This window comes from Bremerella cremea (genome assembly GCF_039541315.1).
GTDB lineage: Bacteria > Planctomycetota > Planctomycetia > Pirellulales > Pirellulaceae > Bremerella > Bremerella cremea.
Genome location: NZ_BAABFZ010000005.1, coordinates 385630 through 405971 on the forward strand (window position 1 = coordinate 385630; position 20342 = coordinate 405971).

Below are 20342 nucleotides of genomic sequence, written 5' to 3' on the forward strand. Positions count from 1 at the left end.
ATGGATTCACAGAAACAGCAAGAACTAACCGAACTGATCAATCTGCTACTCGACGATCACCTCTCGGATTCCCAGCGAGATCGCCTGTCTGAACTGCTGCGCGATGATCGCGAGGCGCAACAGCTTTACGCCGAGTATTGCCAGGCCCACGCCATGCTGGCCTGGGAACATGGCGTACTGCCGGAGGTTGACTTCGATCCGATGCTTTCCGAACGGCTTCCCACAGAACAAAGCACCAGCCGGCTTCAAGCACTTCGCTGGTGGCAACGCTTTGCCTTGGCCGCGAGTGTGCTGTGCATGCTGACGTTGGGTTCGAGCATTTACCTGGCCCTACGGCAACAAGCACCAGTCGCCCAAGTCGAACCATCGACGCCTGACGTTCCTGAAGCGATCCAGCCGCCACGAGTTCCCTGGTCCGAACGCACGATCTTCGCCACGTTTGTTACCGGTCGCGGTGCACGGCTCTTTGCGGAAGACTTGCCGACCAATCTTCGTCAGGGCGATTCCCTTCGCAGTGGGCATTACCGCTTGAGCGACGGGTTCGCGGAAGTGAAGTTTCGTAACAACGTCGAAGTGTTGATCGAGTCGCCGGCCGATTTTGAAATCGTCAGCGACATGAAAATGATCATGCATCGGGGGCGTTTGTCGGCAAGTGTCTCGCCCGAAGGAATCGGCTTTTCGGTCGAGACCCCTTCAATCGATTTGACCGACTTCGGAACCGAGTTCGCCGTCGACGTGCTGCCCAACCAGACCAGCGAAGTCCACGTCTTCAGCGGCGAAGTGAAAGTAGCTCCGAAACTAGCCCCGGTCGATCAGGAACGAGTGCAACTGAATGCCAACCAGGCAACTCGCGTCCTCGGGACTAGCGGTATTCCGGAAGGCATCGACATTGCGATGGATCGTTTCTTCCGACACCTCAACGAAACGCCTGAAGGTGATGAGGCCTACCAGCAACTCATTACCAACCTCGATCCGGTTTCACTCTATCGCATGGCACCGTCGGTCGATGGCGTGATCCTGGCCGATCAAGGCCCGAACCATTCCGATGGTATTTTGCTGGCGGATCACATGATCAATCCACCTTTCAAACCCGGTCGCATCGGCAGCTCGCTTTACCTGGAAGGGCCGTACGCCGGCGCCTATGCCAAGGTGCCACGCTATGTCCCGGTCGAAAAAGGTGCGATCACCGTTTGTGCCTGGGTGAAAGCGAACAGTCGACCACGCTGGGCCGCGATCGCCAAGCATTGGTCGATCGAGTTCGACGAGAACAACAGCCCTTACGGCATCGGCGGTCAGTTCCACTTCGGGCTGCACGATTACACTGGCGATCTGGAAGTTCAAGTTCGTGATAAAGATGCCAACGTCATCAAGCTGCGCGAGTACCAACCGCTGCCACTGGGTCAGTGGCAGCATGTGGCGTTCGTGGCGGATGGCCAGAACGTGCGGCTCTATCGCAACGCGGTCGAGGTCGCGTCGGCTCGCTGCGATGGGCTGGCAACCAATGGGCCTCCGTCGATGGCGATTGGGGCCAAGCTGAGCCACGACTGCAGTCAGCCCGACGATCGCAACCCTGGCTATTGGCATGGCCGAATCGACGAACTGGCGATCTTCGATCGCGCATTGACCCCGGACGAACTCTCGCAATTGTTCGAGAACGTTCCGGCCGTAGCGCCGACGAAGTAAGGGGTGCGATCGAGTCGCCTAGCGACAATTAACACGAACTTTACGACGCCCCTTTCCGGTCGAGCGACAACTTCAAGCATCGTTTTTTCCAGACCTGTGAGGTACGCCAGGCGTCGCTCCGACCGTCAATTCTCGCTTCTCCGCAAAATGAATCTTCTTGAAGCGCACGTCGATCGATGGCTGACGATCTTCCCTGCGCAAACTTGAAATCGGTGGTTGGCAAATGGTCTGGGAAGGTTTTACGATAGCCGCGAAAAGCAACAAAGCTGCCTTCCCCTCCCTTCCCCTTGCAGAATGAATCATGCCCCACCAACGCTTCCCTCTCGCGACATTGCTAATCGTTGTTTGCTGTTTAACGAGCATCACCTCGCTGTCGGCTGCCGACCAGGGTCCGATCATCGTCGCCCATCGTGGCGGTGCGTACGAATACGAAGAGAACACCATGGAAGGTTTCCGGGCGTGTTACGATCGCGGCATCCGTGGCTATGAAACCGATATTCGCATGACCAAAGATGGCGTGCTGGTCGTGCTGCATGACGACAGCCTCGATCGCACCCATCAGGCCACCGGTCCCGTCGAAGAAAAGACCGTTGACGAACTGGCAGAGGTCGTGACCAAGAAGGGGCAAAAGCTGCTGTACCTCGACGAGTTGCTCGAGTTCTTCGCCGACAAGCCAGGCGTTTACCTCGAACTGGAAATGAAGACCAAGAACAAGAAGCTATACCCTGACAGCCGCATCGCCGAGTATTGCCAGAAGCTTCACAAGGCAGCCACGGCCCAGCAGCCCGCCGGTTCGACCTATGTCTTCACCTCGTTTGACGAACGTCCCTTGAAGGCGATTCACGAGATCGATGCGAAAGCTCCTTTCATGCTGATCGCCAGTAAGCCTTGCTCGACCGAGTTCATCGAACGCGCTAAAGCGCTGGGTACCAATCGCATGGCATGCCGCATCGAAGGGACATCGCGTGCCGCCATCGAAGAGGCCCACAAGAACGGAATGATCGTGAGCTGCTGGCCCGGCCGCGCCGTGAACGACTACTACATGGCACTTGGCTTGGGGATCGAAGTCCACTGCACCGATATCCCGACGGTCATCCAAAGTGTGAAAGAACAATTGCCAGAAGTCGCCGCGAAGTAAACGCTTCGAGTGCCCAACTCTGGTTACCAACCAAAGGCCTGCGGATCGCTTCCGTGGGCCTTTCTTCGAGATTCAGCTATCTTTCTGCTCGCCATCGGCCTGGCAACTTCTCGCAGAATCTACGCAACCATGGTTCCCCAATGGCGATAACCCCTGCAGCAAGGCAACGGCATCATGCACAAGGGGAACGTCGCGATGGCACCATATTTGAAGAAGCCGGCACTCGATCCGGTTTGGCCACCCAAAGGGTATCAAAAGAAAGTCGAAGTGACCGATGCCGACGATTGGTGGATCTTGGCCGCTGTCCATGGACGTTCGGACCCTTGGGATCTGATTGTCTACAACTTCCAGACCCGCAACGCGGACGAAGTGAACTGGTGCCTTCATCATTTGGTCGGATGCCGCCGCACGACCAAGGATGGCAAGAACTACGGTTTCGGCAAGCCCTGCACGCAGAAGCAATACGTCTATATCCCGCCGGCATCGTGGACGCCGCCCACTTCCGAGGACGAAGATGCCTGGCTGCTGGTTAGCCGGACGCTCAATTCATCCGCCGTCAAAGGCATGCATGTCTCCCTGGCTGGGCTCGGGCTTTCGATGAGCGCGCATGACTTCGCCAAGATTGGCTACCTGGTGAACGTCCGCCGGATCGATGTTCGCCTGCAACGAAGTCATCCCCATGCTGCGGAATATGTCCCGGAAACCGACACGATGATTCTCTCGACGCTCGGCGAAAGTGCCGTCGACCGAAGCATGATCGTGCACGAGGCGGTCCACGCCAGCTTCGACTACCGGCGGAGCCAAGGTGTTTACACCGGCATGATCCAAGAGGAATGCTTCGCCTACGTCGTTCAGATGGTCTATCTGCAGAAAGTACGCGGCAGCACATGGCCCAGCAGTTGGAAAGACTTCGACGCCCACGATACCTGGAAGGCGGCCTGGGTGATCGCCAGCAAGATCCGAACCAACGCCCAGGTCACGAAAGAAGACATCGACAACCTCCGCGCCGCGTACCAAGACTCGTCCGCCGGCCGAGGCATCAGCCCTGATCGCCGGACTAACCATAACGGGATCTATTAACGGCCTGCCCGATCTGACATGACAGGCAGTGATCACCCAGGGGCCACAAACACCTCTTCAGAGGCAGATGTAAGGCGACATCTGCCCCTTACTTCTTATGGGCCGTACTAAACTGCCAAGATTTTGGTAGATATCGGCGAATTCCCCCCTTCGGAAAGGTTTACAAGTGAAATGCGCATCCTTATCCTTCGCAATAGTAAAGCATATCTATTAAATTTGAATTTTTCGTCCCTCTAGGTGCCCCACATGCGTTCGCCTCGCCTTGCCTCCCTCCTGATGACTTTCGTTGGAATTCTAGCCGTTTCCGGCTGCACCTCCGCTCCTTCCGACTTGCCGGAACTTGCCCCTGTCACCGGAACCGTCACTCTCGACAGCAAACCGTTGGCGAATGCCTCGGTTTCGTTTGAGTCGTCCAACGGTCAGGTCGCCTTTGGTCAGACCGATGCCGAAGGCCACTACGAGCTGAACTTCCGTGACGGAGCCAAGGGCGCCGAAGTGGGCGAGAACAAAGTCCGAATCGAAACGGTTCTCGAAGGCCCACCAGCCCCGAACTATCGCGACCCAATTCCAGCCAAATACAACAGCAAGTCGACCCTGACCCGTAATGTCAGCAAGGACAACCCAGTCCAAGACTTCGAGCTGACCTCAAAGTAACTTCCAAGTCATGCCCCACTGCATGCGAGAAATTCCGGTTGCCCCAGGCCGGAATTTCTTATCGCATGTGGTTTGAAAACTCGAAACAACACCCACGCAGCTAATTCAAGGTCCGCTCTTTCAGGGCTGCCCTACCTCTCTTTTCATCAAAATCTGTTTTCCCTTTTCTGAGGATCGTTCCATGTCGCTTCGGAACCCAAAGACCGCTGGCGATCGCCACGGCTTCACGTTGGTGGAGTTGTTGGTCGTGATCGCGATTATTGGCGTCCTGATCGCACTGCTACTTCCCGCCGTGCAACAGGCCCGTGAAGCTGCCCGCCGCATGAGCTGCTCGAACAACATGAAGCAGATCGGCCTGGCGATGCACAACTATCACGACACCTTCAACATCTTCCCACCGGGCTTGGTCGATACCGACCCGGCGTTCATCGAAGGCAACTCGCAAACGGCCGCACAGAATGCCAATGGTTTGGCATGGTCCGCTTTGATCTTGCCTTTCGTCGAACAGAATGCCCTGTACGACGCCGTCCAAACGCAGACCGGCAACTTCGGTCATCACTGGATGGATAAGAACCATGATGGCTCGGCGAACGACCCGATCGACGCCTCGAAGATTGCCATCACCGCCTACGCCTGCCCATCCGATCCTCTTCCAATGATCAACAACAAGCGTGGTGGCTACGCCAAGTGCAATTACAAAGGAAACGCCGGTACCTACGCAGCCAATGACAAGAAGGGGGTCTTCTGGACCTCTTCGGAAATCCATATGCGAGATATCACCGACGGGACCACCAACACGATCCTCGTCGCCGAAAGTGGTGGCAAAGAAGATTCCGCCAGCCAGTTGAACTGCGGCGGGTCGGTCTGCAATTTCAAAGCCGGCATCTGGATCGGTGGCCGCTACGTGGGAAATGCCGCAAGTTGGCACTCCGGCGTGTTTGGTCACGACGTCCTGTCATTCGGCGGCGGTTCGGCCACATATCTGATTGGTCGCTCTTCGGCAAACTGGGGGCACGACTGGATCAACAACAGCACCCACCCTGGCGGGATCATGATCTCGATGTCGGATGCCTCGGTTCGCTTCCTGCCGGAAACGATCGACATCAACATCTACCGTCGGATCTCCGATCGTTCGGATGGCCAGGTGGTCGGCGAGTTCTAAGCCGCAGCCAGCCCCGCGGCGATGCCATGAGTTCTTCAAGGCACCTGACCTCCTAATATCTGGCGGTCGGGTGCCTTTTTTCGTGCCGGAATGTGGGCTGACCGCAGGGCTCGGTTGGGGAAAATTCGGGGCCGGTATCCCGGGAAGGGGCGTTTGAACGCGTAACATTCCGCGATAAATTGCCTAACTCTCCCGATTTCTGGCAAATATGGTCGTTATCCGCTCGAAGAAGAGTTGTGGCGTTTCCAAACACGGCCTTAAAGGTGAGAATGGGGCGGATTGATTCGCTTCCCCCAATTCATGGGTAATTGAAGCGGCCGGCCGCCCTGGCAGGTGTCTGGGCGACAGTGCCACAATCTAGTGGCATGCCCGGCCATGTTTACCCCGCAAAATATTGATATTCCAAGGACCTTCGCTCGTGGAACGGCGCCACATTACGTTTCTTTTGCTTGCCGCTTCGCTGCTGCTAACGTTCAACCTTTTTAATCGAATGAATCCTCCGGAACCGAAACCGGAGCTCGATCAAGAAGAGATCGTTGAGTTCGACGAAAAAGCGAACACGCCTGCCGATAACAAACCAGGCGAAGGTGCCGAGGATGTGGAAGAGGATAAGGTCGTCTACGACCGAACCTTCGCCACGCTCGGATCGATCGATCCTGAATCTGGCTATCGCATGCTGGTGACGGTAGACTCGCGCGGCGGTTCGATCCACCGTGTCGAGCTGAGCAATCCGAACTTTCAAAGCTACGAGCACGATGACGATGGTGGCTACCTAGGTCAGCTCGCCTTCGACGAAACCGATGGCAAGGGTGTCAAAATTCATGTCGTGGGTCCTGGCACTCCTGCTGCCGAAGCAACCTCGAAGACCGAAGGCGCGGCCAACGGCTTGAAGCCAGGCGACCAGATTGTTTCGGTCGATGGCACTTCGGTCACTGATATCGCCACCTTCCGCGAGGCGCTGAAGAAGACGCGACCTGGTCAAGAGATCGAAGTCGTTGTCGATCGTCCAGGCGAAGGGGACGCGGCCGCCACGAAAGTTACTTTCGCGATCCAATTGCGCAAGCATCCGATCGAAGTCATCAAGCCCGATACCTCCACCATCGATGGCCCCGACGGGCTGCCAAAGGTTGTCGACCATCCGCCCGCATTCTTGACCTCGCTGGCCCAGGTCGGTGCCCTGTCGTCCCGCGATGGACTGAAGGAGATCAAAGGTCTCCCTTCGCTGATCGACAGCAACTGGAAGGTGACCCAGGTCTCGGAAAGCGAAGTCCACCTCGAGATGACGCTGTTCCCCAGCGACCTCAAGCAGTTGGGCGAAAACCGCAAGCTGCGTCTGGTGAAAAAGTTCTCGCTGCCCAAGGTGACCGAAGAACAGAAGTCGGTCGAAGGGTTCGATATTCAGTACCAATTGGAACTGCACAACGAATCGGAAGACAGCCTCCCGGTTGCCTATCGTCAGTTCGGCCCGACCGGTTTGCCGCTGGAAGGTTGGTGGTACGCCCACAAGATCAGCCGTGGCTGGGGTACCGCAGGTATCCGTGACGTGACCTGGGAATCGCTCGACACGGGCAAATTCACCCTCTTCACCGTGCACAGCCTCGTCGATCAGGCCCAAAAAGAAGGTGCCGATCCTTGGACACCGCTGATGGCTGCCGGCAGCACCGACAAGACCAAGTACGCCGGTGTCGACGCTCAATACTTCAACTGCTCGCTGCTGCTCGATTACGAAGGCAGCGATCCGAAGTTCCAGATGTCGAAGGCTGCCGGGGCTCCGATTGCTCCGATCAACGAAGCTTACGAACCGAAGACCGACTGCTCATTCCTGCTGCAAAGCCAGGCCTATCCACTGGGTGCCGGCCAAACGGTTACGCAGAAGTTCCGCATCTTCGCCGGTCCGAAAGAGACCAGCGTGCTGCAGCACTACGGTCTGGGCAATGTCGAATACTACGGCTGGTTCAGTGCGGTTTCGTGGCTGCTGCTGCAGGTTCTGCACGGCCTTTACGCGGTGCTGGGCAACTATGGTCTGGCGATCATCGTGCTGACCTTGGCCGTGCGTGGTGCGATGCACCCGATTAGCCGTAAGCAAGCCAAAAACATGCAGATCCAGGCCGCCTTGGCTCCCGAGATCAAGCGAATCAGCGACCAATACAAGGACGATCCAGAAGGCCGCTTGAAGGCCCAGCAGGATCTGTTCAAGAAGCACAAATTTAACCCAGTCGGCGGCTGTCTGATGATGTTCATCCAGTTGCCAATCTTCCTGGGGCTGTACCGTGCGTTGGCGGTCGACTTCCAGTTGCGCCAAGCCCCGCTGATCCCTGGGATCTCGTGGTGCTCGAACCTGGCCGCACCAGACCAGTTGCTTTTCTGGGGCGATTGGATGCCGGAATTCATTTCGCGTCCAACCGGCTTCCTGAGCCTCGGTCCTTACTTGAACATTCTGCCGCTGGTAACTGTGGCGTTGTTCCTGGTGCAGCAGAAGTTGTTCATGCCTCCACCTCAGGACGAACAACAAGAGGTCCAGCAGCGAATCATGACGTTCATGATGATCTTCATGGGGATCATGTTCTTCAAGGTTCCCTCCGGACTCTGTATCTACTTCATCACCTCCAGCATCTGGGGCATCCTCGAGCGGAAGCTGTTGCCGAAGCCGAAGAACATTCCAACGGTGATCGAAGCGAAGAAAGAGGACATCAAGCAGCCTCGCATTCGTCAAAGCAAGAAGAAACGCTAGGCCGGGTCTGACCGAGGAGTTCTCTCCGGCACATGGCATTCGATCTAGAGCAAACGATTGTCGCGATCTCGTCCGCACCTGGAATCGGGGCGAGATCGATCGTGCGGTTGAGCGGGCCTGATTCCGTGCAACTAGCCATGGGCGTTACCACGACGCCCGATGCGACCGACATCGCTCGGGCCCAAGTCGTCACGCGAGAAGTCTGCTTGCCAGAAGGCCGAACGATGCCGGCCGACTTTTGGATCTGGCCGACGTCGCGAAGCTACACGCGGCAACCTCAGGTCGAAATGCACTTGCCAGGCAGCCGTCCGATTGCGGACGAGATCTTACGGCAGCTACGTGCCGCAGGCGCTCAATTGGCCCAGCCAGGCGAATTCACCATGCGGGCCTTTCTGGCAGGGCGACTCGACCTCACCCAGGCTGAAGCGGTGCTCGGCGTGATCGACGCCCAGGGAGAACAACGTTTTCAATCGGCGCTGAAACAGCTCTCCGGTGGTCTGTCGGGTCCCTTGCAATCGGCCCGAGACGAACTGATTGAACTGCTCGCCTTGCTCGAAGCAGGGCTCGACTTCGTGGAAGAAGACATCGAATTCATCACGAACGAAGAGCTCCATCAGCGCGTGACGTCGATCTATGACTCGCTCAGCCAACTGCGGGATCAAATTCAAAACCGAACCTTCGGGCAAGCAGTCTCCAAGGTTGTCTTGCTGGGGTTACCCAACGCCGGCAAGAGCAGTCTGTTCAATGCGTTGACCGAAAGCCACGACGCGATCATCTCGCCGGTGGCAGGCACGACCCGCGATTTCATCTCGAAACGGGTCCATTGGCATGGAATCGACCTGGAATTGATCGATACAGCAGGGCACGAAACGGTCGCCGATACCGATCTGCTGGGAAAATTTATGGAGGCCCAAACCCGATTTGCCACTGACGATTGTGACCTCGGTTTGCTCTGTGTAGACGTGACTTCGGGGCTTTCCGAGGCGGCGTGTCAGCTTCAATTGCGAATGACGGCCGATCGGCTGCTGGTGGTCGCCACGAAGGGGGATTCCAGCCCCGATGCCGACGCTTCCTTCGCGGCGCTAACGACCAGCGCAATAACTCTCAGCGGCGTGAAATCCCTACAAATTGCCATCTTAGAGCGATTGGCCGACTTGGAAGTCAGCAGTAGTGAACTGGTCCCGGCGACGGCGGTTCGCTGCTTAGGTGCGATCGAAGCGACCTTGGGGGCTCTCACCACCTCCTTGAATGGTATCTCGGGATATCATTCCGAGGAACTGATCGCTTCTGAGATTCGTTTCGCTATCTCACAACTGGCCGAAGTGGTCGGTGCGGTCTATACAGACGACCTTCTGGACGTGATATTCTCCCGATTTTGCATTGGAAAATAGGCTGATTATCCTGAATTTTTGCGTCGGGATTGATTGCATAAGGCCCGCCTAACCGCTAAGTTGAAACCTTAGGCGGCGTATAAGGGGCCTGTTCTATCAGAACCGGCGTAGTCGATTTTGACTGCTTCCTGCCGTCACCCGTCCCCATCTCGCCCATCCCTATTTCGCTTAACAATACCTCTCGGTGCCCCCTCGCTTTGTATTTCTTTATTGAGCTATCAGGCCCGAAATAAGGTACGCGTTTGCAAATCAACGAGGAGATTTTGTACATGAGTTCTCGCGAGAATCGTCGTAACTTCATGAAGCTGACCGCTGCTGCGGGTGCTGGCTTCTGGGCAACCGCTGGCGTTCAAGCCCAAGAAACGAAGTCGCCGAATGAAAAGATCAACTTTGCCAGTATCGGTGTCGGCGGTAAGGGTTCGAGTGACTCGAACGACGCTGCTCGCGCTGGCAACATGGTCGCCATCTGTGATATCGACCGCGATCGCCTCGAATCGGCTGGTGCCCGTTACTCGGACGCCAAGCAGTACACTGACTACCGCGAAATGCTCAATGAAATGGGCGACAAGATCGACGCGGTTACCGTCAGCACGCCTGACCACTCGCACGCTCCGGCCACCGCCATGGCCATGAAGATGGGCAAGCACTGCTTCACGCAGAAGCCTCTGACCCACAGCATCTGGGAAGCACGTCGCCTGGGCGAAATCGCCAAGGAGAACAAGGTCGTGACCCAGATGGGCAACCAGGGTACGGCAGAACGTGGCGTTCGTCGCGCTGCTGAAATCATCCAGGGTGGCGGCATTGGTACCGTGAACGAAGTTCACGTTTGGACCAACCGTCCTGTTTGGCCACAAGGCGTTGCGAAGCCAGAACCACAACCAGTTCCAGAAACCCTGGATTGGGAAATGTTCATCGGCCCAGCTCCTTACCGTGAATACGCCGACGCTTATCACCCATTCAAGTGGCGTGGTTGGTGGGACTTCGGTACCGGTGCTCTCGGCGACATGGCTTGCCATACGTTCAACATGGCCTTCATGGCGTTGAACCTGCGTGACCCATCGTCGGTCGAAGCCGAATCGTCCGGCCACAACAGCCAGACCTATCCAAAGTGGTCGGTGATCAAGTTCGAGTTCCCAGAACTCGCCGGTCGCGCCCCAGTCACCATGTACTGGTACGACGGCGGTAAGTTGCCACCACCGGAACTGACCAAGGACCTGCCACTGAACGACGGCAAGCTGTCGACCAGCGGTAGCCTGCTGATCGGTGACGGCGGCAAAATCTACTCGCCAAACGATTACGGTGCCAAGTTCAGCTTGCTGCCAGAAGACAAGTTCAAAGACTACAAGGGTCCAGAGGAAAGCATTCCGCGTTCCCCAGGTCACTTCAAGGAATTTGTCGACGGTATCAACGGCGGTCCAGAACCGATGTCGAACTTCCCGAACTACGCCGGTCCGCTGACCGAAACCATCCTGCTGGGTAACCTGTCGGTTTGGACCACGGGCGAATCGGGCAAGGGTAAGGTCATCGAATGGGATGCCAAGAACCTGAAGGCCACCAACGCTCCAGAAGTGGCTGACATTATCAAGCCGAAGTACCGCGAAGGTTGGGCCGACCTGGTCTAATCGCTGAGGCGACTTGATAGCTGCAAACAGCGAAGCGGAGTCACCCACTGGGGTGGCTCCGTTTTTTTATGCCCAGACTGCCAAGGAAGAATTCGGCGATTCATTTGCGGAATTTGGCACCCTTCTTATATCATTAGAAGCGATCGGTACTTCGGTCTTCGCCTGCACTTTTCCCTCTGAGCTCCGCAATGGCCTTACCCCCTTCCGCAACAAAGACGGCAACCGACGCACACGAGGTCGCGTCGCATGCTCAATCCGCCTTTGTCGAATACGACCGACGGAAGGCCGCGGAAGAAGATGCCCTGTTGATTCAAGCTTTGCAGTCGAACGACCGCGAAGCACTCGGCGCGTTTGTGCAGCGGCAACAAGGGTTCGTCTTCGGTTACCTGCGTTCCCGGATGGTCGACCCGACCGACGCCGACGATCTTTGCCAGGAAGTCTTTCTTCGCTGCCTGGCTGGTAAAGTCCGTTTTCGTGGCGATGTGCCGGTACGCCCCTGGCTGCTCGGCGTGGCCCGGAATGTTCTACGCGAACACATCCGCCGCAATCGTCGCCGCAAAGAAGTCGAATGGACGGAACTTTGCCTCGAGCTCGATTCGCTGACCCAGGACGACAGCTCTGACTATCGCATCGTCCATGGTTGGCTTCATTCCTGCATGGACTCGCTCGGGCATTCGGCCCACGAAGCGTTGAAGATGCACTACTTCGCCCGACTTCGGATGGCCCAGATCGCCGAGAAAATGCGACGCAGCGAAGGCGCTGTCAAACTGCTGGTCTTCCGAGCTCGTCAGGCTCTCAAAGAATGCGTTACCCGAAAGTCGCGGATCGCCTCGGATGAATGACACGCAACTGATCGAGCTAATTCAAGAAAGCCCGATCGAGGAACTCACCTTAGAGCAAATCCAAACCCTGCGCGCTCGCTTATCCGAGTCGGCGCCACTGCGTGACGCGCTCGTCGAGCGACTGCAGATGGAGCATCACCTGGTCGACGTCCTGGGTGCCTCGGGCGATACGCCAGACCAGTTCGTGCAGAAGGTGTTGGCCCGTAAGCAACGTCAGGCATCGACCTCGCGTTGGGGCCTCGGGTTCGGACTGGCTCTCGCTTTATTGTTGGTGATTGGCCTCGCTGCTTTCTATCCGTGGAACCAGGGGACGACGGTTCCCGATACGGCCCAAAACACGTCAGTGCCCACCAAACCCGAAGCTTCCACCGAAGAACCGACCGACACCAAAACAAAACCGGAACCTTCGCAGCCTCTGACGCCTGCTGCCCCGGCAACGTCCCAAGAGCCGATGCCCAATAACGCCGCAGCGACCGAGCCTTCCGCTCCGATGGAAGTCGCCGACGCGGATGGCAGCGACGAACTCGTAGCCCTAACGCCGCGCGACGTCGAACCAATTAGCTTCGCCCATCTGACCGCCCTGCCCGATTCCGATCGGCGCGACTCGCTGAATCGCACACAGTTTGAAACCTGGTTCACCAAGGCCTCGGACAAACTCCCATCCAACATCGAAGAATTCCGCGATGGCGATCGTCCCCAACTACGCATGAAAGGCTGGTTTCGCCTGCGAGGCACTTTGCCCGAATCGTCGGTCCTTCGTTTCCAGCTTTCCGACACGCATCGTGTCCGCTTCCACTTCTACGCCGGCGACACTGGTGTAACGATTGTCAAGCATCAGCACGATTACTCGCCTTGGTACGCCTATGCCATGCATGCAGGCGAAGATGGGATCCAGCCGAGCAATTTGCTGCTGCAAGCCAATGACGGCTATCGAGAACACCGCGGCCCAGCTCGGCACTTCGGTCCGGTCGCCTTCTATTTCGACGACTCCACCAAAGAATTGGTCTTCTACAAAGGGGACGTCGAAGTCATCCGCACGCCTCTGCCCCATTCCCCAGATCGGATTTACTTCGAGGGGGAATCGATCGTGCGGCAGATGAACCTCTGGCCGGTCGGCGATGCTCCGCAGGTCGCAGCCGACTATCCGATCCAATACGAAACCGATCGTCCGGCTGATTTGCCATGGCAATCGAAGCTGGCCGAAGGAACCACGCTAGAGAAGAACGGTGACGGTTCGCTTTCGATGGTCGCCAACAATCCCCAGAACCATAGCTGGGCAACCCTGCCCCTCCCAGGGCACGGCCTGCGGATGGTCGACCTGAAGCTGTCGAACCTCGATCACGCCGCCAGCGTGTTTCTGGCGCAGCCTGCCAAACCGCCAGAGGAAGGCAAAGAGGCCGAAGTCCCGCAACCGCAAGATGGCGTTGTCTTCAGTCGGAATCGTCGTACCGGAAAGCGTTTCGCGCGGTTCTCGTACGTCTTCGACAGCAACCACGAAGTCGACCGTAATCCGCTGGAACATCCTTCGACCGAAGTCGCCGATAACGTCTGGGTACGACTGCTGGTGGGTGGCAGCCAGATCCGTGGCTGGATTAGCCTCGATGGCGAGCATTGGGCACTGCTATCCAGTGAAGACAACGACACCAAGGGACTCTACAACCAGGTTGGTTTCTCGGTGGCGAAGGTCGATGGCGAGCATCGCCCGACGGTTCAAAAGCTGGTCGTTCGCGAACTACCAGGCCTTAACCACTTGTTCACCCCGGAACATTGGAAGCAGGTCGACCAGATTCCCTGGAAACAACTCGGTGACTCTCCCTATCCTGAGGAACCGTTCACGCTGGAAGATGGCACCAAGGTTCCGGCCGACCTGGCAACGCGTCTGCGTCGTTACAGCGGCACAAGTGCTTCGCTCGATCACATGACCGACCTTTGCGAAGAAGCCTTGGCCGCTGCGAAGTCGACGAGCCAGAAAAAGCAGATCCTGGCCGAGATGTTGTTGCTGACGCGTACCTGGCCGCTCGATTACCACGAGAAACGTTTCATCACATGGTGCACCGACCGACTCGATGAACTGTTCGCCCAGCAGCTCTTCACCGAAGATCGCCAGGACTACGCCGCATTCCGCAGGGAATTGTTGAACTTGCCTTCGATGAATCGCGATCCGATGGGCTACTTCGCTCAGGACTGCTTTAATGCCGAGATATTGGCCGCGATCCAGCAACAACGCTGGGACGACATCCTGAACGATAGCGAAGCGCTGCGACACTATTACAGCTACGAGCCCGCCAAGGTTCGCCGTGACTTCCCGATCATCAATTGGGGTGGCGGGATCGCGTCGCGTTATTCAGGCCGCTCCGGGATCGCCCAGGAATACCTGACCGAAGGGCGCTCGACTTCGATGCTGGTCGAAGACCTCAGCAAAGAGGCCTACAACATCAGTGCCGAATTGAACGCCGCGCTCGAAAGCGGAGCGATTGCTGACGCGTGTCGCTTGATCACGCAAATTCCGGAGTCGGCAGCAGAAGGGTTGGCACCCTCAGGCAGCGACCCGAACCACCTCTTCTCCGTTCCAGCGGCCATTCAAATGGCGGTTCAAAATCATCAGCCGCTTCGCGAACAGATGGAGAAAGAGAACGCCGACCTCGCTCAGCTTCGTGTGAACTCGGCTATCCAGCGTGGCGACCGCCAGGTGGTCGAACTGGTCACGCTCCAGTTCTTCGACACCCAAGCCGCCGCCCAGGCACATCTCTGGCTCGGCGATCAAGCGACCGCCGCAGGTGACTTCGCCACGTCGCTGCAGCACTACATGAAGGCTGGTCGTTCGGCTCATGGATCGCTCAAAGGGGAAATCGACGCCCGGCTGTTGATGCTGGGGCATGCCCCGATAGATGCTTCGACCGAACCGCAAGGCGAAGTGGTGCTCGGTTCCTCGAAACTGTCCGCCACGACGCTCGTGGACGAGACGAGCATGCTTCGTGTTTCGGCCCAGTCTGACAACCAACCTACGCCAACTGCCAACAAGTCACCAGAAGCTGGTCCCTGGATTGCATCCGGCACATTGCGGGACACGCCGATTGTGCTGCGTGGTCAGTGGGGCCGCGAGAAAGAAAAGCCTCCGACGTCGATTCGCGATCGCAAAGTCGATTGGCGGGCACGTTACCTCAGCTTCACCTTAGATGGCAACTTCGCCTTGGTCAGCAACCGATTCGAACTTTGGAAGCTTGATCTGGCCAATGGCAAAGAGGTTTGGAAGCAATCGGAAAAAGACAAAGACCGTGGCAAGGCTCATGACTTCCCGTTCACGCAAACCAAGCCGTTGATCGTGGGCAATCTGATCGTCTGCCGCATGCTGCATGAAAAAGGTTTCGCGCTGTATGGTCTCGATCGCAACACGGGCGAGCAGCGTTGGGCGACCAACCTCGACGGCCAACTGGTGCTGGCGACCGATCCTGTTTCGGTGCAAGGCCGAGCACTACTGGTCACGCTGAAAGAAGTATCTCAGTCGACCTACGCGGTTCGTTTATCGCGTGTCGATTTGACCACCGGCGAGATTCTCGACAGCCATCCGCTATTCCGCATCCGTGATACCTGGTTCGATCGGGGCGTGGGCAACATTGTGCTGCACCGCGAACAGTTGCTGGTCGACCTGGGCGGCGTGCTCGCATCGTGCGACATCTCCGGCCACCTTCAGTGGGTTCGCAAGCAATTGACCTTCCCACAGAAGATCGACGATCGCTGGGCGAAGCAGCGGCTTAGCGACATCGTTGTCGTGGGTGATCAAGCAGCCGCGTTTCATGCGGGTATCTTGCGCATGGAATGCTTCGACATCGCGACCGGACACTTGAACTGGACCTATCCTGCTTCCGATGTACGATCCATTCGGCGGACGCTCGACAATCAACTGCTGGTCGAAACGCCCGATCGCTGGGTCGTATTGTCGATGCAATCGGGAGAACCGCTCCACGAGGTTCTGCGTCCAGCTGGCGTGCTGTCGTGGCACCTCATCCCGGATGGGATCGTCAGCCTGGTCTACGTCGAGCCAACGGCGAAAGATGCCCCTGCGTCGGTTCAGGTCATCCAGACCAACCTGACCAGCGGTGAGGAAACCGCGGTGCAAAACTACGAGGTCCCGTCAAAAGAGGATCCGGCCGCCGGACCTCTGTTCTATGCCGACGGCAAATGGTACCTCTGGGCCATGGAAAACCGTGAAAAGGACGAGCGCAAGCTGATGGTCCTGGAATAAGCCTTTTCACGATTCTTTCGCTCGGAAAACGCCGGAAATCACTTTTCCGATCAAAAATGCCAGTTGAGCTTTTTTTCGTGTAACGAACCGTCCCCGCCGGGGCATAGGCTGGTAGAGATGACGCTTGGTACGGCTAATGCCCATTGGTAACGGCCAACGTTTGTTCCGACTGCCAAACCCTAACTCTTCGTACCTGGCCCATGCACTTTTCTCGTTGGACCATCTGGCTGCTGCTTTTGCCACTTTCGTGGGCGTATGCCTCGAATGCCATGGCAGAAGGCGACTGGGAAGTCACTCCCGAAAGTGAAAAAGCACTACAACGCGGGCTGACCTGGTTGGCAGAAAACCAAGGTCCCAACGGTGACTGGGAATCGGACGATCTTGGCCTGGTTGGTATGGGGGCTTTGGCCTTCATGGCAGATGGTCACGCCCCTGGTCGCGGTGAATTCGGACAACCTCTGGAACGTGCTCTCAACAAGATCCTTTCCAGTCCCCGCCCTTCTGGTTTGTTGAATGTCGCCGATGCGCAGCGCGACATGTATAACCATGGCCTGACGACGTTCGTTCTGGGGCAAGCCCATGGAATGACCAACGATGGCCGCATCAATCAGGTGCTCGACCGCGCGTTAAAACTAATCGCCTTCACCCAGGCCGAAGATGGTGGCTGGGACTATCGTGCTGTTCGTCGTGATTCTGGTCACGACTTGAGCCTCGCCGTGATGCAGGCCAAAGCGCTGCGGAGTGCGATGGACACGGGTATTGAAGTCGCTCCTGAAGTCGTCGATCTGGCGATCGGTAGTGTTCGCGAACACTACAGTCCCGAGGGCGTGTCGCGCGATGCTTCCGAAGCGGAGCAGATGAAATACCCTGGCCAGTTCACCTACACCCGTCATGGCGGCAAAGCGTCGCTGGCGATGGCGGCGGCTGGGGTCGTTTGCCTGCAAGAGTTCGGCCAATACGACGACTGGCGTATCGCCAAGAACATGGAAGTCATCCATGCCGAAATCGCCAAGCTGAAAGAGAAAACCAACAAGAACAACGGTCGTCTCCCGTTCGATGCCTATACCCTCTACTATGTCGGTCAGGCACTCTATCAAACCGGTGGCGAAGACTGGAAGCGTTCGTACCCGACCCTTCGCGATGCCGTGGTCGCTTCGCAAGTGGTGCGACCTGAAAACCCTCGCGAACATGGTCACTGGCACGCCGGAGCGCATGTGGGTGGCAAGCCAGGCGACCTGTATGGAACGGCGGTCGGCTGCTTCATTCTGGCGATGCCTAATCGCTATCTTCCGATCTTGCAGGAAGGTCGAATCGAATCGTTTCAGCAAGATGGTGTTCGATAACCCTCACGGAATATAGACGTCAGCAGCATGTTTCCTGTCTTCGTAGCATCTGGTTTTGCGATCGCCGGCGCCGTCATGATGGCTGGCCCTGCGTTGATTCACTTGATGAATCGCAATCGCTATCGCACCATTCACTGGGCGGCGATGGACTTCCTGCTGGAGGCGATGCAGTCCAATCGGCGGCTTTTGCGAATCCGCGATATGCTGCTGATGCTGCTTCGCGCACTCGCTTTGCTGCTCTTTGGTCTCGCCCTGGCACGACCTTATTTCTCCGCCTCCAGCGACACCGCATTACCAGGCACCTCGAAGCCGCCTCATGCGATTCTGGTAATCGACAACAGCATGAGCAACTCGCTCGAGTCGATCTCAGGTTCAACACTCGACGCCTCGAAAACTCAGGCCCGCGACTTCCTCGACAAGCTTCCCGCCTCCAGCCAGATTTCGGTCTTGGCTCTCTGCGGAAGCCAGTCGCGACGCTTGACCGATCCTTTCACCTCGCGAACTGACGCCGCCGATGCGATCGACAAGATCACCGCGACCGACGCCCCAGGGCAGTTGGCGCACGCTTTGAATCAAGCCCGACGCCTCGCCGAGCAAACACCGTCGCTTTCGCCTTACGTGGTGATCTTTGGCGACCAGCAGGCGGCCCAGTGGCAACGACTTGCCAGGGGCAATCCGCCGGAAGAAGAGATGCCGGTGATCCTGGTCGGCAACGAAACGCCAGCCCCCGACAATGCCTGGGTGGAAGAGTTTGGCCTGCCTGATGGCCTGGCCGAGATCGGGATGCCTTCGCGGCTGGTCGCCAGGGTCCGTTACCGTGGTACTCAACCAAGGGCCAACGTCGCTGTTACCTTTCAGGTTCGCGATAACGAAGTCGAAACCAAGTTCATCGATTTCCCGGAAGGAGATTCGGTCCGCACATTGGCCTTCGACTACGTCTTCGATCCGATGGAAGTCGATCCTACTCGGGCCTCGTCGATTCCGCTTTCGGTACATCTCACCGGCGACGCGTTGCCGGCGGACGACTCGCGTTGGCTCGTTGTGCCTTTGGTTGCGTCGACTCCGGTCGTCTTCATCGACCAGTGGAGCGACGCCGAAGAATCGCCTGCCCTTGGCCGCATTGGCGAGACTTGGATCTTGCGGCAGCTTCTCTGCCCGCAAACCGATTCGCAGCGGAACGAACCACACCTGATTCAACCAATCCACCTTTCACAGCGAGAAGCCACTGGCGAAGCGCTGCGTGCCGCATTGCGAGATGCCAGGCTGACCGTGGTTGCTGGGGTGGAAGCCCCGTCGGTCGAACTGGTCACGATGCTTCGCTCGTACGTCGATCAGGGCGGGCAACTGGCAATTGCCGCCGGTGGCAACTTTGATCCTCAGGCCTGGAACGATGTGGCCTGGCTGCAGGGCGAGGGCATCTTGCCGAAGCCATTGGCCGCCGATCCCATCGGCCAAAGCTTGAACAACGTGACCGACGACCTTCAGCCCTTCCGGATTTCGTCGAAAGGCCTGCTCGACCATTCCTACTTCCGCCTGGCCGACTTGGAAGAAACCCAACTGATCGATCTGTATACCGATGCTCTCTTCTTCAAGACGGTTGTCCCAACCGATCCGAACGAAGCGGAGCAAGCCAACAAGACAAATGCTCCGGCAATGCCGGCGGAAGAAAAGTGGCTGACCTGGACGCCTCCGGTCTCGACGATCACTGCCAGTGAAAGCGGCGAAGCGATGGCGGCCACGGCGATGCCTGCCAGTACGATCGCACAGTTCGACAACGGTGTCGACTTCGTCGTCGAGCGTCGCATCGGTTCCGGACGGATTGTCTTTTTCAGCTCTGGTGTGAGTCCGCAGTGGTCGACCTTGCCCAGTACCAATGCCGTGCTGATCTTCGATCGCGTCCTGCGAAACCAACTGGCGTCGACCTTCCAGCGATTCAACTTCGATGTCGGCGAGAACGCGCTGCTGCCGCTGCCCCCTGGCGTAGGCGATTCCAACATTCACCTGGAAGCCCCAGACAGTGGCCTCGTCAGTTCCGTTTCGCCTCGCTTCCTGAATGAAGAGACGCGTGGCGTGCTGATCGACAACCTCGAATCGGCAGGCGTCTATTGGCTGTCGGATCGCCGTGCCTCGGATCCATCCGGCGACTTGGCAAGTGCGAACGCTACCTTCCAGATCCCGATCAGCGCGACGCCAACTTCTTGGGAATCGCAACTTGAACGCCTTGACGAAGCAAGCTTCGCCGCGTTGAACCTGCCACCCCAGTATCAGTGGAAAGCAGGCCAAACGCTCGCCGCAGGTTCCGCCCTGCCCGGCTCTGGCCATGCGTGGTGGCAATGGTTGATCATCGTGGTGATCGTACTGCTGATTGTGGAAATGACCGTCGCCGCGATGCCATCGTGGCTGGCATGGATTGTCGACCGCCGCTCGGAGTCGGCCGGAGCCGCTTCGTAACG

General features: G+C 57.6%; 12 protein-coding genes. All 12 read left to right on the forward strand.

Annotated features, from left to right (window positions below):
* Entirely contained in the window at positions 1–1683 is a 1683-nt protein-coding gene (locus tag ABD890_RS18530; RefSeq protein ID WP_345093205.1) for a LamG-like jellyroll fold domain-containing protein, read from the forward strand.
* 301 nt (positions 1684–1984) lie between these two features.
* Positions 1985–2821 carry a glycerophosphodiester phosphodiesterase gene (locus ABD890_RS18535; RefSeq protein WP_345093208.1) on the forward strand — a complete coding sequence of 279 codons (837 nt, stop codon included), beginning with the start codon at positions 1985–1987 and terminating at the stop codon, positions 2819–2821.
* 195 nt (positions 2822–3016) lie between these two features.
* Complete coding sequence (locus tag ABD890_RS18540) at positions 3017–3901, forward strand: hypothetical protein (RefSeq protein WP_345093210.1); 885 nt, start codon at positions 3017–3019, stop codon at positions 3899–3901.
* Positions 3902–4147: 246 nt separating this feature from the next.
* Positions 4148–4555: a carboxypeptidase regulatory-like domain-containing protein gene (locus tag ABD890_RS18545; RefSeq protein ID WP_345093212.1), complete on the forward strand. Its 408-nt coding sequence runs from the start codon at positions 4148–4150 to the stop codon at positions 4553–4555.
* Positions 4556–4736: 181 nt separating this feature from the next.
* A complete protein-coding gene (locus ABD890_RS18550) occupies positions 4737–5717 on the forward strand; it encodes a DUF1559 family PulG-like putative transporter (RefSeq protein WP_345093214.1) in 981 nt (326 codons plus the stop codon).
* A 418-nt stretch (positions 5718–6135) separates the two neighbouring features.
* Complete coding sequence (locus ABD890_RS18555) at positions 6136–8448, forward strand: YidC/Oxa1 family insertase periplasmic-domain containing protein (RefSeq protein WP_345093216.1); 2313 nt, start codon at positions 6136–6138, stop codon at positions 8446–8448.
* A 32-nt stretch (positions 8449–8480) separates the two neighbouring features.
* The gene (locus ABD890_RS18560) at positions 8481–9839 is read left to right on the forward strand and encodes a tRNA modification GTPase (protein ID WP_345093219.1); all 1359 of its coding nucleotides are present in this window, start codon (positions 8481–8483) and stop codon (positions 9837–9839) included.
* 269 nt (positions 9840–10108) lie between these two features.
* Entirely contained in the window at positions 10109–11461 is a 1353-nt protein-coding gene (locus ABD890_RS18565) for a Gfo/Idh/MocA family protein (protein WP_345093222.1), read from the forward strand.
* A 188-nt stretch (positions 11462–11649) separates the two neighbouring features.
* Complete coding sequence (locus ABD890_RS18570; protein ID WP_345093225.1) at positions 11650–12303, forward strand: RNA polymerase sigma factor; 654 nt, start codon at positions 11650–11652, stop codon at positions 12301–12303.
* On the forward strand, positions 12296–16546 hold the full coding sequence (locus tag ABD890_RS18575) for an outer membrane protein assembly factor BamB family protein (protein WP_345093228.1): 4251 nt from the start codon (positions 12296–12298) through the stop codon (positions 16544–16546). The genes ABD890_RS18570 and ABD890_RS18575 overlap by 8 nt, the downstream gene beginning before the upstream one ends.
* A gap of 200 nt (positions 16547–16746) precedes the next feature.
* A complete protein-coding gene (locus ABD890_RS18580; RefSeq protein ID WP_345093231.1) occupies positions 16747–17889 on the forward strand; it encodes a squalene--hopene cyclase in 1143 nt (380 codons plus the stop codon).
* 27 nt (positions 17890–17916) lie between these two features.
* The gene (locus ABD890_RS18585) at positions 17917–20340 is read left to right on the forward strand and encodes a BatA domain-containing protein (RefSeq protein ID WP_345093234.1); all 2424 of its coding nucleotides are present in this window, start codon (positions 17917–17919) and stop codon (positions 20338–20340) included.
* Positions 20341–20342: the final 2 nt, after the last annotated feature.

Bases quoted from the DNA above. Each gene is read 5' to 3' on its own strand.
- ABD890_RS18535 (WP_345093208.1), top strand. From the start codon at position 1,985: ATGCCCCACCAACGCTTCCCTCTCGCGACATTGCTAATCGTTGTTTGC.
- ABD890_RS18550 (WP_345093214.1), top strand. From the start codon at position 4,737: ATGTCGCTTCGGAACCCAAAGACCGCTGGCGATCGCCACGGCTTCACG.
- ABD890_RS18570 (WP_345093225.1), top strand. From the start codon at position 11,650: ATGGCCTTACCCCCTTCCGCAACAAAGACGGCAACCGACGCACACGAG.
- ABD890_RS18545 (WP_345093212.1), top strand. From the start codon at position 4,148: ATGCGTTCGCCTCGCCTTGCCTCCCTCCTGATGACTTTCGTTGGAATT.
- ABD890_RS18530 (WP_345093205.1), top strand. From the start codon at position 1: ATGGATTCACAGAAACAGCAAGAACTAACCGAACTGATCAATCTGCTA.
- ABD890_RS18585 (WP_345093234.1), top strand. From the start codon at position 17,917: ATGTTTCCTGTCTTCGTAGCATCTGGTTTTGCGATCGCCGGCGCCGTC.
- ABD890_RS18560 (WP_345093219.1), top strand. From the start codon at position 8,481: ATGGCATTCGATCTAGAGCAAACGATTGTCGCGATCTCGTCCGCACCT.
- ABD890_RS18580 (WP_345093231.1), top strand. From the start codon at position 16,747: ATGCACTTTTCTCGTTGGACCATCTGGCTGCTGCTTTTGCCACTTTCG.
- ABD890_RS18575 (WP_345093228.1), top strand. From the start codon at position 12,296: ATGAATGACACGCAACTGATCGAGCTAATTCAAGAAAGCCCGATCGAG.
- ABD890_RS18565 (WP_345093222.1), top strand. From the start codon at position 10,109: ATGAGTTCTCGCGAGAATCGTCGTAACTTCATGAAGCTGACCGCTGCT.
- ABD890_RS18540 (WP_345093210.1), top strand. From the start codon at position 3,017: ATGGCACCATATTTGAAGAAGCCGGCACTCGATCCGGTTTGGCCACCC.